Genomic DNA, 14,269 nt, shown 5'->3' with positions numbered 1-14,269 from the left:
GGCACTGTCTAGTTTAGCTCCTCCTCGACAGGCGTTCGGTTGTTGAGCGATTGATGCGGTCGCTGATGGTTATAGTAATGCACAAACTGTTCAAGCCACTGCTGGACGCTTGGCCGACTGCCCACCCACGACGTATGGAAGCGGTCGACGCGCTGTTTGAGCGTGTGAAACCACTTTTCGATCAGGTTTCGCTCCGTGTAGTCGAGCCGACCGCTCAACCCAATTCGAAAGAGGGCAGTCCGATACCCGTAGCCATCAACGAGAAACACGGTGCCCGAGAGATCGTGTTTCTCGGCCAATCCAGACAGAAACGCAGCCGCCGAATCAGTGCCATGCCGATCAAACACTTCGATACCAAGCAGCAGCTTTGTTTCGGTGTCTATTGCAGCGTACACCCAAGACCATTCACCGTTAATTTTGACAGCGGTTTCGTCCACCGCGACCCGCGTCGGCGTCGCCGACGGCGGGTCGGAGACGCTGTCAGCCAGCCGATGTACCCACTGAAAAATCGCTTGATGTGACCGTTTAACGTCGAACAGTGCTAAAATTGCTTTTGTCTCCCTGAGTGAACAACCAGTCGCATGGAGACGGACGGCGAACGCCCTGACGGGCGTCGCCGTCCGTTCGTTCTCCCAAGTTTCTTCTAAATCCGCGTCTAAGCCTTCTTCGAGCAGGTTTGCGAGCATCTCTAGGCAAGTTACTCAACAACCTGCTCATTCCTCAAGCTGGCTTAACTAGACAGTGCCATCGTCCTGATGATGAAAAAGTATTGATTGTTCCGAAACGAAACAAATCTGGGAATTCGTATTCCTATCATGAATACGAAAATGGATCGCCTATTTGCGGTGGCTCTGGTGGAACACCCATCGAGGATTACATTCAAATCACTCGCTGCGAGGCAAAACGACGTGCCCGGTCACCGTACATGAGCTGTCTAAAAATCACTGACGCAGATTCTCGATCATAATCCACCACTTGTATCATTGATAAAAATTGTAAAATACCCGAAGTCGCCGCGTTGATATCGTTTCCGGAACTCTATGTTTGCAAGTGGTTTCTATTCGTAATTTCACACCTTCTCGATGGTTTGTTGCCTATTGTAACAGATATATAAGATATCTATAATTCTAAGTCTTCAGTACTCAGTTTTCCATTGAGATATTTCCTCCCTTTGTCAGTAATCTCATAATATGTCTCTGTTCCAGTAGCAATTTTCACTAGTCCATGTTCTTTCAATGGATCCAACGCGCGCAAGACTGTGCGCCGAGAAACATCTATTTGCTCCTTATATGAGAGATTATAGTAGATGACTCCCGATGGGAGAGCGTAGTCAGTATCAGCAAGTATCTCAAGTACCGGGTCGGTCGCTTTATTCATCCATGATGCCCGGTTTCTCATGAAACCTCCTCAATTCTCCTCATTATTACACTCACCGATTCATAGAACTGATGTCACAAAATGGGGCCAATTTGGCACAACAGTGTGACAACCTTTATTGGGGATCAAGGTCATAGATAAAGTAACGACTGTGCGGTGGGTCTGTCTACGCCAAAACTTAGAACGGACACGTGTTGCACCACGCGCCCGTCGTGCGGTCGTTCGGAGAACCGCATGCCCCTATACACGCACACGGGACAAAAATGTCTCGTCCGACTACCGTACCGTCTACAAACCAACTCCCTCATTGACGGTGAGATCCAATGAGTGACTCGCACCCCACACCACGCCCGGATTGCTGGGTCACAACGCACAAAGACTCCACGTGGCGAACCACACCGCTCAGCGACGGCTTGCTCGCGTTCTACAAACCGTGCAAGATCTGCTTTCCTGATGGCAAAATCGATGTGGAGACCGTCGTTCGAAGCGGCTGTCACGGCAACGTACTCCATCGCGGTGCGCCAGCGAAACCAGAGGTGACCGACCGATGAGCCAGTCCGAGCGGGTCACTGTAGACGACCACAGACGCTTCTGGTCCAACACCAACTACCCATCTCAAACCCTCACCGAATTACTCGACCATCTCCGCTCACCCTACCAGCACACCCCTGTCACACGGGAGGACGGCCAATGATCGACCAACACGCCGTCCTCGCGTTCAAACGCGGGGATCCAATCCAGATTCACACTGGTATGCACACGCTCATAGGTGTCGTCTACCAATGCGATCACTACGACCCCGTTCTCACCTGTCGTGGCCCCGAACCCGGCGAGCATGTTCTGTACGTTGTGACACCCACAAACGACCGCTACAGAGTACAGTATTGCTACTACGAGGAATACGACCACACCCAAACAAACCTCGATCGATACGGTCAGACACCGACTGGACGATACGCTTGGCTTCGAACGAACGCCAACGTCCAGGACATCGACAACCCAACGGATGGTGAGCAGGCATGAGGACCGAGACACTACCTCCGGCTGATCCAGAGCACACAGAGCTACGCACGTACCGCTCATCCGATGACTGTGTCTTCTCCTCGAATTACTCACCGACGCACCTCGTCGAGGCGATTCCACATCACTCATCTTCGGTTATTCTCCTGGCATCACTGATTACCACGACACAGCGCACCACATACCACTACGCCTGCACGTCCGAATCCAACGCCGATCCGCCAATGACCGTCATCGAGGATATTCATACGACCCACGAGAACCCAGATTGTATTGACACCTCCACAACCAGTACCAATTGTCCACCCTTCCTCACACCCGAACACACCGCAGGTCCAGTGGAGGTGTATGCCGATGTGTGATGCCAGTACGCCCGCTGTTGGCACGAGGGACGAACAGTCTGTCAATAACCTTGCCGAACAGATCGAGATGCTTGCCGACCGCATTCACGACCTCGAAGCAGAAGTCGCCGAGAAAGACGAGCGAATCGCTGATCTTCGTGTGACTGCCGAGCAAAACACCACCCGAATCGAGGAACTTGCACACCGCATTGACGAGCTAGAAACCACGACGACTGAAGCAAACGCCCATCGAGAGGCGATCATCCGCAAAACGGAGGCCAGTGACGAACGCATCGACGAATTGCAAGCCCGCGAGTTCGAGAAAGGTGCTCACCTACTCGCACATAACGTTGACGCTGACCGTATTTTCGTCGAAGGAAACAAGCTCGAACGCATCACAAAAGACGACAGTAACACCTACTTCCGGCTCCCTGGTGAAGAGGATGTGCTCGGTCGCGGTGGTGCAGTGGCCCATTCGACGGCAGATCTCCTGCCGATCCAGCGATTTGCCCGCTATGATGACGACATGCTCGCCTCCGTCACGAATCGCAAGCCCGACGAACTGGCAGGCAAGGCGTGGCGCGAACGCGACGATGCAAGCCGCTATTCGTTGTGGTCGAAGGGCAGTGGTGAGATTCGGGCCTATCTCGATGCCTCGGATCTCGCCCAGTGGATTCGACTGAAAGAATCCGGCGTAAGCAAGAAATATTCACAAGAACTCGCTCGTCGAACCATGGATGCGATGTGCGAACTCTCGAAGCATCGGCTTGGGATGACCAAACGCGAGCGATCCAAGGATGGATTGCGGTATCGAGAGACGCGTCTTGTCTTGAAAACTGACGTCGAGCTTCCTGGTGAAATCTCGAACAACACGAACGACAGCCCGGCCACAGACGAGGCTGCCGGAGAGTAGCGTGGCCAGGACGAAATCGCACCCAAGTGGGTAACAACACTTCCACGACCACTCACACGAACGCGGTTATGGACGTCCCGAATTGATACAGTTCGGGGCTGACGCCGTATGGCTACTCGTGAGTACGACAGTTGTATCGGCGTCTATCGGCTCAAAACCAGCGGGAAGAGGAGAGCGGGTACCGGCCACCGCGTTTGTGGTCGGAAGCGATTCGGCCGCTTTGAGAAGATCGTCGTCCGTTCACCATCAGCGTGGCTGAAATCCTCGTGTTCGTGGCAAAGCGAGTACGCTATCGGAATTCAAATTCCCATACTGGGTGGGACTTCTGAAAGACGACGTCTTTCATCTCCTCGCGAGGAACCAGCAGGCACTTCGATGGCCGCTCGTTCGCGCTCGCTGAACCCGCTAATCGTATTGATCACTCATATTCGACCCAAATTTTCCCCATCCGGTCATAGACCCACGGGACGACAACCCGTGTGAACACGGATGGTAACCCCGGTGGATACTCTCGATTCACCCCGTCGTCATGGGTTGCTTCCGGTGGGCTATGGAAATGATCCATCGAATATTCCTCACTCTCGTGGCGATCCCAGCGACAGAGCCACTCCTCGCCAAAATGATCTTCAAGGTAGGTGATGTGGAAATCACCGTTGATATAGGATTGGACCTCGATATACGCCTCTCTCACATACTCCTCTGGGTAGTGCTTGTCATGAAGCGAGATGACGATCGAATCCGGCCGATTCTATGGAAACACGGAAATCGTCTCGACCCACTTCTCTGATCCGAGAACTGATGCGATTTCCCGCAACAAAGCACGATTTAGTGTCCGCTTTCGCTTCCCGTTGACCACACTCAGACGACCCCTTCACCAACCGTGCTATCACGGTTGACACGGCGGAGATCGTGGATCTCCTGTCTGACTGCCTCCCAATTGGTAATGTCTAACCAGACCTGTTCTGGATCCCCGTACTCCGAGTAGTCTAAGGGATCGATGTCATCGGGGTTCTCGACATCATAGGTCTCCTTGTACGTTTCATTTTCGGCGAGCAATGCTCCAAGCCGGGATTTGTATTCCTGTTCGCTCAACTCTGCTAACCGGTTCAACCGCCGCCACTCGAAGTATGCTTCGTTCCGTTTGAACGTTGCTGGATTCTCTGTCACGCGTGTCAAGAGACCAATCTCGGCAAGGCGTTTGAGATGCCGACGAGCAGCATTCGCAGAGCAATCCGCGCGGTCAGCAATCTCGGTGACACGGGTTGGGTCGGAGAGTTCGAGGGCGATTCTGTAGACTTGCTCGTCTGCAGGGGCGTCCTCTAGTCGGTCGGCGAATTCGGTAGCAAAATCTGTTTCAGGTGGTCCCCGTTCGTTTGAATCGCTCATGCGAAGAAATACGAGCTAGAACGCAATATATCTATTAACGACCATCTGCCGTCATGCTGTTGGTATGATGTACTAACAGTTGCAAAAAGGTTCTTTGGTCAACCGTTTCGGATGTGGCCCCCATGCTTTCCGTGAATTAGTCAGACATTCCCACGCGACCATCGGTCTGATAGTCTCGGGTGGTCAGATGGGTGGCGGCCGGGGGCCATGGCTTCGATACCTGCCGTCGTCATCCGAAAATCTTCGATTTGCGTAATCGCAAGAGACTCTGTCTTTCGAACGACACAGTTCAACGAAATCCACTCTCTCCACTATAGATATTCTCACATAGCCATCATCTGAAGATAGGCTCTAATATCCCGACTGCAAGCACTAGATATGCTGCCGTACGATACGGACCCCGAACAGCAACTCACTATCGAAGCCATCGCCAGAGCACGGTATGATGGTGATATCGATGCGGCATATCGCGAGGTCTTGGAAACTGGTCTCGACCATACTGCTATCCCCGCACGACGTGCAATCGACAGCGCCGATGGCACTCTCGACCACGTCTATTATATGACTGCACAGAATCGAAAGAGAGCCACACTGTTTCATCGCTTTGTAGCCCAATATGGTCGACAATTGGTGACCTTCGGCGACTCTGGGGGGGCGACGATGACCGTAACTGCCTTCCTCGAAGAACTCATGACCGTCAGTCAGTATGGGGGTGTCGATCACAAAGTAGCGTCGTTCAGTATCGCGGACTGGGATCAACAGTGGTACGGCTGGGGATTCGCTAACTTTGCAACCGCACTCCGTAGTACAGCCGATCGCACCCAACAAGCAAAGTACGAATCAGACGTTCCGGAAAACGTCTCGCTGGTCTTTTCTGTCAATACAGTCACGGTCCTCGTCCAGTTCACCCATGATCGGACACACACCCCTGCACAGGCCAAAGACATCCGTATCAAGATGTACGCATCGGGCGAACCATTTGAGCACCGAAAGACGCTGTCGACGATCGTCCGTCACTTTGGTGGGTCACTTGGTGCCATTACTCCCTTCGATGCACGGGCCAGCTGGACGCTTTCCACACTGGTTGAGCCGTGCGCCTATCTCACCGACACCGATGGTAACTGGGTGACAAAAATCGTCATCGATCTCGCCGACGTCCAACTGAAGACCACACCAGATATGACTTTCACACCGATCCTCCCAGAACGCGCCGTTGTTCACCTTTCCTCTTATAGTTCGGTAGCGACTGCCCCCACCAATCGCTATCGAGTAGATCACTGCACCATCGCACGCCTCGACGGTGGGGTGTGTAACGTGGCATTGAGGGGTAACTGGCGTACACGGAAGTAGGGACATGGAACGGTCGGTGATGAAAGCCGTTAGATAGTGATCCGCAGGAGTTTCATATAATAGATCCACTCTAGATATGGAAACTCTGGGGCAGCGGTACGTTAATCGAAGTTTCATGCATTTCCGAAAGCGACTGATTTGTTATCAAGATATATATAGTTGTTAGTATGTGCTACTAACTAAAATACACTCTCACTCTAAACAATCTTTGATTGACATTCTTGACATACAACGGGTACAATTGTCCGCCTTGGACTGGAACTATGGATTGGAGTGACCGGTATCAGGACTAACAGGAGAGAGAATGGTGAGAAGGAACAAGAACTAGGAACGTATCTCGAACCCTTCGAACTGGACAAAATAGAGTTTCTATTCATCTACTAGCGAATCGATGTACTCTTCGAGTACGTCATAGACTTGCCCGAACTCGGGGAGGTCTGCAACCAGATCGGGGAGCGTTTTCTCCCAGCCATCATGGATTTCATCCCGTTTCTCCCTTGGAAGGCCCTCTTGGAGGTCGATGTCCAAACCGTCGTGCGCACACTTCCGCGTAAATGCTGGTAAAATAACCGAGTCTTCAACGTCCGCCTCCGTAAGCATCCGATAGAGGTCGTAGTAGTCACGAGCTTTTGACCGCTGATAGAGCGCTCGCAACTTCTCTGCGAAGATCTCCTCAAGACTGTACGCAGTCAACCAAATTCGGGGATATCCTTGTAGCTATGGAGATGGTCTATCGAAGCGAACGCAACATATTCGTCGATCATGACGTCTAAACTCGTCGTGTTCTTCTGACCGAGAACAGCATTGTACTGGATATCGATATCGACGTAGTGTGTTGGATACTCCTCCTTCTGCAGTTCGCGGTGTTTGGTCACTTCGAAGTCGATACCCGAGGTTCTAGCCGTGTCCTCCAATGCGCCTTGCAACTCTGTTTTGCTTCCATCGTACTCTCCTTTGACACCAAAATCAAGATCTTCCGAATAGCGCCACGTTTCTGGGAAGTACAACTTGCTGAGAGCAGTTCCACCTTTGAACAGCAGGTTGCCGCCGTAGGGGCTTGTGTAGATCGTCCACAGAATCCAGGAATTGACGTAGTTCTTCTCTGCGTAGCCGAGGCGAACATCCAGTTCTCTGGCGAGCCGTCGTAGTTGAGCTTCGGAAATCATGAAAATTCACCCGGAAGGAAGGATTCGGGGCCGACGTTTAGGCGAAGTTGGTACTTGCTATCGTGTGTACCCTTGGCTTCTCTCGTCGGATCGAGTAGTGGGTATCCAGTCGTGAAGTTTTCGACGAGGTCCCAGTACTCTGGAAGGTTGATGTCCAACTGGTCGGCGAGATAGACGATTCGTTTCATTGCGGCACCATTCCCAATACGTCGAAGATATTCAACGACTCGTTCCCACGAACATCGCGTTTCGACAGCGTTCTGCATAGCCTTCGCAAGTTCACCGATACCGCCACAGAACTCCGGGTGGTCAGAGCAATCGACCAGCGTCTTTTCGATACTCGAAATATTCACTTGGTTCGACCCAACCGCAGTCGGTTGATAGCCAAAGAACTTCTGTTCAGTGACCGATACCGGTCGGTACGTTACCCCGTGGATTTCATGCTCTTGGGCGCGCTCTGTCGTTACGATGTACACCGTCCGGGACATCTGCTCCGTAAGTCCGTGATGATTCAGCGCGCTCCAGTATCCGATGTACATCGGCTCCACAAGTGCGGACGCGATCACGAACTCGTGTTCGGTATAGACGGCGTTCTCGCCCGCAGAGAGTGGCAGGATGAGATACTTTCCGTGCACGATCCGCTCCAGCCAGCCTTTCTCCTTGAGCGCATACGCCATGTCTTTCGCCGACTTCCGAGAGATGTCGAGGACTTCTACGATATCGCTGATGGTGATTACTTGCCGGCTTTCACTTGCGAGCCGTGATAGTGCCTGCGACTCACGCGTCGACAAGCTCTTTCGTCGAGTTTCTTCGTTGTTTGTTGGCCCCATAGCCGCTCAGTGTACATAGAGTCTAAATCCAACCATGAATAAAGGTATTTGTTGAGAGTTAGCTTGACGAAAGTCGTTGTAGGGGCCGCTCAGCTTACATAGATTCTAAATATGAACGGGAATTAAATACTTTGAGATCCTGGCTGCGGCCAGAGAACCGGTTGCGGGGGAAGACGATGATGCATTCTTCCATAGCTTGTGGATGACGGGATGGATTCTCATTAGATTTGCAGTTGCTACGTTCTTACTCCATTGCATTCCGTTGGATGACATGAAATATCTCATATATTGTCTCGACATTCGTATTGGGGCCGGTTTCCGCTCGGTGGGTTACAGTATCAGTTCGTGCGTCACGTGGTGAATAAAGAAGACATAGTAGTGGACTGCGGGATTTTATCCGCAGGAAGACACAAGTACAATACAACTACCTCAAACCGTAACTCTCAAACAAGGTATCTGGCCTCGACGTTCCCTCCTCGGTCGTGGCTACCGGCCGAAGGCCGGGAGCGGTGGGTGGGGAGGTGGGCGTGGGTGGCTGGTCTCAAAAAAAGAAAACCTCGCCCGTCGCGCTATTCGATTCTCCCCACTGCACGCTCCGTTTCGAGGACTCCCTGTCGTTCTGCCCGACCGTGCCTCTCTTCGTAGGCATCGTACAATTCTCGAGAATAGCCTGCGACGACACTTTTCGACGTCGGACACACCTGACTCACCGCGGTGGCCACATCTGCCTGAGTTACTGACTTTCCGTCCGTCAACCGGTCTGCCGCATACACGGCCGCGCCCGCAACGGCCACCCGCGACGTTCCTGGCCCAACTGGCTTTGTATCGGCCACCGCCAACAACTGCTGTCCCAGTCGAGCAAACGTGAGCACAGCTTGCGCATCTAGCCTGTCGTCTAACGCGGCCAACACCACATCCAGTGCCCGCACCTGCACTGGGGGAAACGTCTCGACCAGTTCACACTCGATCCGAATTTTCCGTGCTGCTGCACACGCTCGTTCGTATGTCGATTTCGCGTACTCCACGACCACGCCAGTCTCTCGTGACAGCTCTGCTCTTCGCGCCGCCAACAACACTGCCCCAGCCGCCAGTGATTCCCAGGCCATCCGACCACCCGGCAGTCGTCGCTCGGCCGCCTGTCGCATCAGCAGACACGCATCCTCACAAACATACCTCGGCAATCCAACGTTCTCACCGATGCTCTGGACATCCCGCAAGCTCTCGTTCAACCGCCGATCTCGAGCGTCCATGCGCCTGTCCAACCGACGTAGTCGTCCGAATCGCCGTTTTTGTTCGACCGAAAGTGGCCGTCCATTGCCATCCCGTCCGAGACTGAATCGCGACCCGAGTCCGTGATTTACTCTGAATACCGTTGTTGGCTCAATCGCCCATTCCTGGGGACCGCTTCGACGCACTGGCCCGTGCACGCTCGGTGACACTGTTTGGTTTATTTCATCTACTCTAACGACCAGGCCACACGCCTCACAGACCGTCTCGATTCCCGCTGTGATTACCCGCCGCCCACATTCCGGGCACCCGCTCGTCTGGTTATTCGATTGTCGATACGAACCTTCTTTACCGAAGCTGTTGCTAGTACTCATTGGAGTTCTAAGCTCCTGAAGGCGCGCCTCACCGCGTCTTTTCCGACACTCACCCTCACGTGAGTTCCAACTCTATCACAACTCGACCATCACCTACGCGCGCTCGCTTGCGCCTTCGCGAGCGCCCCTGGGCGCGAAGCGAGCGCGCGTTTTCGAAGGAACATGACCAGCACCGCGCGCCGACCCGCCCGGAGCAAGCGGCCAGCTTTAAGCCGTTTCTCGTGTCCGGCCCGCGAGGGGCGCAACCGAAAACGCGCTTAATGCTGGCGTCGAGACCAGATTCACTTTAGCCCGGAACGCCGAGCTTGCTCGGCGCAGCCCGGAATGGTCAGTCGCGAGCGACGCGGAGGTCTCGTGAGCAAAGCGAACGAGACGTCGGTGAGCTGTGCTCACCGGACGGCGGCAAGCGGCGAGCGGGGCGTGCCGGAGAGAACCACCAGTTAAACAACGAGCCCCAAATCTAGAGCATCCACTCCGGGTGGGGATTGAAAGGGGCCGTGCGATCGACGAGCGAGACGACGTTCCCGCGAGCGAACGAGCGTGAGAGTGGGAAGCAGCGAGAGCTCCGCTCTCGCCAACCAAGCTCCGCAACGCAGTGAGAAGCAGCGAGGCACAGCCGGCGAGCGTGCGGGGGCTTTCGGAGGTATCGACAATCCAATACCCCTTACTAGTGCCCCACAAGTCGTCTTGTAGCCTGCGACCGTCTCTTCTCTCTCCTACGAGAGTCGAAAAGTAGTATAATCCCACTTTATCGATCGACGTGCAATTGCTGTGAAACAGACTAAATCACTATAAGACTACCTGTGCGTCGAATCCGACGATAGTTCCCCGCGTTCGTAGACGACGGACTTACAACTGAGACCATCACCATCGGAACACCTCTCGGAGACGATCGATCACCCCTCCGGTGACCGCAAAGACCGCCTCCATCTCGTCGTCGGTGAGTTCGAAGTCAAAGACGTTGAGATTTTCCCGCCTATGTTCGCTCCGGGAGGGTTTTGGGATCGCGATAACATTCGACGGCTGAAGTAACCACCGCAACGCGACCTGTGCGCCGGTCTTGCTATACCATTCGCCGATCGTGATGAGCGTTTCGTCGGTTGCAACGCGGCCCTTTGCCATTGGCGTATACGCTGTGAGACTCACGTTGTGCTGGATGCAGAACGTAAGCAGGCTGTCCCGGCGATGGTACGGATTGTATTGCACCTGGTTCGTGACGATTGGCGTCCGTGATGCCTCCATCGCGGCTCGCGTCTGATCGATCGAAAAGTTGCTCACCCCAATATGATGCACGTAACCACGGTCTTGTAAATCGTTCATCGCTCCGATCGTGTCTGTAATGTGTACACGATTATTTGGCGCGTGGATCAACAGCAGGTCGACATACGTCGGGTTGAGTCGGTCGAGACTTGCCTCGACTGAGGACACCACCTTCTCGGACGCTACGTTCCCGCGGTTGAGTTTCGTCGTTACGAAGACATCCTCCCGGTCGACAGCAGCAGCGGTAATACCTGCTCCGACCGCGTCTTCGTTGTACATCTGTGCGGTGTCCACGTGGCGGTACCCTAACTCTAGGGCCTGCTCGACAGCCAGACGTCACTCTCGGCCAGTCATCGGGGCAGTTCCAAGGCCGAGTACGGGAATGGTTGCATCGTTGATAGTCACGATCTCTGTCGTCGGTGCTATAGCCTAGTTACGACGTGTAGCGACACGTGTGTTCGGGCGACATCAAACAAGACCAAGAGAGGTATGAGTGAGCTATCTACTCAGGTAGACTCTTCGTCGTCTGTACTACTATCGTAGGCCTCATTGAAGTCCCATTCACGGCGGAGAAGTTCCTCAACACCATGTTCGAGAATGACCTCACCGAGGGCGGTTGCCCTGTAATAGGTATTGAGACCGCGACTGTCCCGTTCAGTCCGAATACGCTTTTCTATGAGCCCAACATCCCGGAGCTTGTTGAGGTGGTAGTGGAGTGTACTGTCGTCGATATCCATTACCTCGTCAAGGTGTGTGGGAGACATTTCGCCGCTATGGACGAGTCGATAGACAATCTCGAACCGAGTTCGCTCGCCGATCGCAGCCTGCATTGCGAGGTACTCGTCGAGAGAAAGCACGCTTGTCTCTGGAAGAAGGTCGGCAGGATCTTCGGGTGCATCCTCGCCAGCGCGCGTGTTTTTTGTTGCCATCTTGGTGTAGACTACGAGAGGCCATGTCTTAGTCCTTGTCAAGCCGACATCTACTGAAAACACGCATCTTTATAATAGATGCATGATTCGGTTCAAGTGTAATGGCGGAAATTAAGCGGGACACCATTGCCAGCCGCCTTGGAACGGTCAAATACGACCGATTCCTTCTGTATCTAATGGGGCCATACAAATCATTCAATTTAAACTACGTTCTGAGTGATGACGAACTCAAACGGGTGGATGTTGCAGAACTCCCTGGACCGTTTCGCCGGTTGTTCCAGAACAAAGACACAGTCGACGAGGCGGAAGCACTCTTACGTCGAGTGCAAGGAGCGCTTCGGACAACTCTAGGCGTGAACGTATTCTTGGCAGTCGATCTCGATATCGACACAGATGAGATCGACGCGGTGACACAAAGTATCGAGTATTCACGGTGTGCCAATGCAACGGTGTTTGTTGTCCCGTTTCTCGGACACAACTTTGGAGTCGGTGAAGAAGCGGGCAGCGTCTTGGAGAATCTCGCAGGGAGTCACGGTGATAGAATCGTCTTTATTCATGAAGCGAACGTAACCAGCGAGATGATTCGGTCGGCACGTACACGATGGGATTTACGCGTCGAAATCTACGAGACGGAAGAAGAACTCACTGATAGGATTCGATTATTCGTCAGTACGATCATGAACCGCGAGCGATTCGGCGATTTAGAATTTCTCGAATGAACAGAGAGCTAGCCAAGAGATAGTGTAGGCTCAGCTCGTCCCACCCAGTTGTGTGGTCGCCAATCAAGCACTGGAGAGAGCATCCAAACCCAAACTGGGTGGGAATAAAAAGAGGCGGGCACTCAACTAGCGAGCCAATGTTCTCACGAGCAAACGAACGTGAGAGTGGGAAGCAGCGAGAACGCTGCTCTTGCCAGCCAAGCACCGCAACGGAGTGAGAAGTAGCGAAGCACAGCCGGCGAGCGCGCGGGGCTTTCGAGGGTCCAGAAATACAGTCGGATTGATTATGTATCGTGGTGGTTTTGCACTCGCTCACCAATCCAGTCGAGGACGGCAAAGAGAACATCTAGATGATGATTATGGATAGAAGAAAAGGACTCTCTCCGCTTTCATTAACTGATCAATGGCCGCTCAGCCAAAGAATCCAATGCCAGCACGAATCAAAAAGCGCACTTTTGCATCTCGACATTCATAGACTCCTTCTCGACTGATCGGTCACCTGTGTCGAGGTCACGTTCCAAGACCCCGCGGTCAAAACGATGACACAGTACGTTTTCGAGTGATGCCCTCGTCTGCTTTCTGTTGAGGGGTACTCGTCGTCAGGATAGCTACGGTTTGTTAGTATGAACTACTAACCAACGCACGATCTCTAACACAAAAGCGATAGCAAGGACCCAAGCAGCAATCTGCAGCCTGCGAAATCTTCCTCGTATCTATTCCCTGCCGCGAGAACTGCATAAACGAGAGTTGGTTAGTGGCCGTCGGCCTCCTCGACGCGGAGTGGCCCACCGCACGCATTACAGCAGTACTGCTCCGGGTTCCGGACAATCGAACTCGTCGATGGAGACGGTGTACTGGTGGCTTACGGGGTTTGCTTAGTTCTCGTTGATGACTTCAACGATTCCATGGGCATGGATATTGAAGAAATTGATCTACTGGAGAACCCCTCACTCGTGGTCGTTCCAGACTTCACCAATTCGGTCGTCCACGCGCTCGAGAATGGAATCTATGACGGCGACAAAGTCGGTCGGAAAGTCTCGGTCAACAGCATCTTCGGTACGTGCTTTCGGTGGTAGATGGAAATGGTCTCGGGAATTATGCGGATTGTCGTGTCGATCCCACCGACACATCCACGCAGTGCCGCCTCGGTCCTCCCGATAGGTCAAATTGAAATCACCATTCGTGTAGACACGGATCTCGAATACAACTTGTTGAATTGTGCCAGGAAAGTACTGGCGATCAAACCACGCTACGACTGATTCCGGACGCTCATGCGGAAAGACAGAGACAGATTCAACGAGTGAGAGCGTACCCAATCGACGAGCAATGTGACGTAACAGTGTCTCATCGAGTGTTTTCTCGGTATCGTCACTCATC

At 53.2% G+C, this 14,269-nt stretch carries 14 protein-coding genes and 1 pseudogene; 6 read left to right on the top strand and 9 right to left on the bottom strand.

Annotation, left to right across the window (positions count from 1 at the left end; all coding sequences use genetic code 11):
* Positions 1–8 precede the first annotated feature (8 nt).
* Together ACGYLY_RS24680 and ACGYLY_RS24675 are read right to left on the bottom strand one after the other, a co-directional pair.
* On the bottom strand, positions 9–686 hold the full coding sequence (locus tag ACGYLY_RS24680; RefSeq protein ID WP_395284633.1) for an IS6 family transposase: 678 nt from the start codon (positions 684–686) through the stop codon (positions 9–11).
* Between the two features lie 433 nt (positions 687–1,119).
* A complete protein-coding gene (locus ACGYLY_RS24675; RefSeq protein ID WP_395285395.1) occupies positions 1,120–1,398 on the bottom strand; it encodes an ArsR family transcriptional regulator in 279 nt (92 codons plus the stop codon).
* Positions 1,399–1,700: 302 nt separating this feature from the next.
* Between ACGYLY_RS24675 and ACGYLY_RS24670 the strand changes: the two genes are divergently transcribed.
* From ACGYLY_RS24670 to ACGYLY_RS24655, 4 genes are all read left to right on the top strand, one after another.
* Positions 1,701–1,928 (top strand): hypothetical protein, encoded by a 228-nt coding sequence (locus ACGYLY_RS24670; protein ID WP_395285394.1) that lies wholly within the window; start codon positions 1,701–1,703, stop codon positions 1,926–1,928.
* Positions 1,929–2,067: 139 nt separating this feature from the next.
* Positions 2,068–2,400, top strand: a complete 333-nt coding sequence (locus tag ACGYLY_RS24665) for a hypothetical protein (protein ID WP_395285393.1) — start codon at positions 2,068–2,070, stop codon at positions 2,398–2,400.
* Entirely contained in the window at positions 2,397–2,759 is a 363-nt protein-coding gene (locus ACGYLY_RS24660) for a hypothetical protein (protein ID WP_395285392.1), read from the top strand. The genes ACGYLY_RS24665 and ACGYLY_RS24660 overlap by 4 nt, the downstream gene beginning before the upstream one ends.
* Positions 2,752–3,651, top strand: coding sequence for a hypothetical protein (locus ACGYLY_RS24655; RefSeq protein ID WP_395285391.1), 900 nt, complete (start codon positions 2,752–2,754; stop codon positions 3,649–3,651). The genes ACGYLY_RS24660 and ACGYLY_RS24655 overlap by 8 nt, the downstream gene beginning before the upstream one ends.
* An 858-nt stretch (positions 3,652–4,509) precedes the next feature.
* On the opposite strand, the gene ACGYLY_RS24650 is transcribed toward ACGYLY_RS24655, so the two are convergent.
* Complete coding sequence (locus ACGYLY_RS24650) at positions 4,510–5,037, bottom strand: helix-turn-helix domain-containing protein (protein WP_395285390.1); 528 nt, start codon at positions 5,035–5,037, stop codon at positions 4,510–4,512.
* Between the two features lie 378 nt (positions 5,038–5,415).
* Here ACGYLY_RS24650 and ACGYLY_RS24645 point away from each other — a divergent pair, with 378 nt between their 5' ends.
* On the top strand, positions 5,416–6,387 hold the full coding sequence (locus ACGYLY_RS24645; protein ID WP_395285389.1) for a hypothetical protein: 972 nt from the start codon (positions 5,416–5,418) through the stop codon (positions 6,385–6,387).
* A gap of 369 nt (positions 6,388–6,756) precedes the next feature.
* On the opposite strand, the pseudogene ACGYLY_RS24640 reads toward ACGYLY_RS24645, so the two are convergent.
* The 5 genes and pseudogenes from ACGYLY_RS24640 to ACGYLY_RS24620 all read right to left on the bottom strand — a co-directional run bounded on the left by ACGYLY_RS24640 (position 6,757) and on the right by ACGYLY_RS24620 (position 12,173).
* Positions 6,757–7,553 (bottom strand): annotated as a pseudogene (locus tag ACGYLY_RS24640) (nucleotidyl transferase AbiEii/AbiGii toxin family protein).
* Positions 7,550–8,383: a type IV toxin-antitoxin system AbiEi family antitoxin gene (locus ACGYLY_RS24635; RefSeq protein ID WP_395285388.1), complete on the bottom strand. Its 834-nt coding sequence runs from the start codon at positions 8,381–8,383 to the stop codon at positions 7,550–7,552. Before ACGYLY_RS24635 ends, ACGYLY_RS24640 begins: the two are co-directional and overlap by 4 nt.
* Positions 8,384–8,952: 569 nt before the next feature.
* Complete coding sequence (locus tag ACGYLY_RS24630; protein ID WP_395285387.1) at positions 8,953–9,633, bottom strand: hypothetical protein; 681 nt, start codon at positions 9,631–9,633, stop codon at positions 8,953–8,955.
* A gap of 1,215 nt (positions 9,634–10,848) precedes the next feature.
* Complete coding sequence (locus tag ACGYLY_RS24625) at positions 10,849–11,577, bottom strand: aldo/keto reductase (RefSeq protein ID WP_395285423.1); 729 nt, start codon at positions 11,575–11,577, stop codon at positions 10,849–10,851.
* 173 nt (positions 11,578–11,750) lie between these two features.
* Positions 11,751–12,173, bottom strand: a complete 423-nt coding sequence (locus ACGYLY_RS24620; protein WP_395285386.1) for a helix-turn-helix domain-containing protein — start codon at positions 12,171–12,173, stop codon at positions 11,751–11,753.
* A gap of 101 nt (positions 12,174–12,274) precedes the next feature.
* Between ACGYLY_RS24620 and ACGYLY_RS24615 the strand changes: the two genes are divergently transcribed.
* Positions 12,275–12,892, top strand: a complete 618-nt coding sequence (locus ACGYLY_RS24615; protein WP_395285385.1) for a hypothetical protein — start codon at positions 12,275–12,277, stop codon at positions 12,890–12,892.
* A 947-nt stretch (positions 12,893–13,839) separates the two neighbouring features.
* On the opposite strand, the gene ACGYLY_RS24610 is transcribed toward ACGYLY_RS24615, so the two are convergent.
* Positions 13,840–14,268: a hypothetical protein gene (locus tag ACGYLY_RS24610; RefSeq protein ID WP_395285384.1), complete on the bottom strand. Its 429-nt coding sequence runs from the start codon at positions 14,266–14,268 to the stop codon at positions 13,840–13,842.
* Position 14,269: the final 1 nt, after the last annotated feature.

Source organism: Haladaptatus sp. CMAA 1909 (assembly GCF_043952005.1).
GTDB lineage: Archaea > Halobacteriota > Halobacteria > Halobacteriales > Haladaptataceae > Haladaptatus.
The sequence above is the reverse complement of the archived record's forward strand: the minus strand, read 5'-3'. Positions and strand labels throughout refer to the sequence as shown.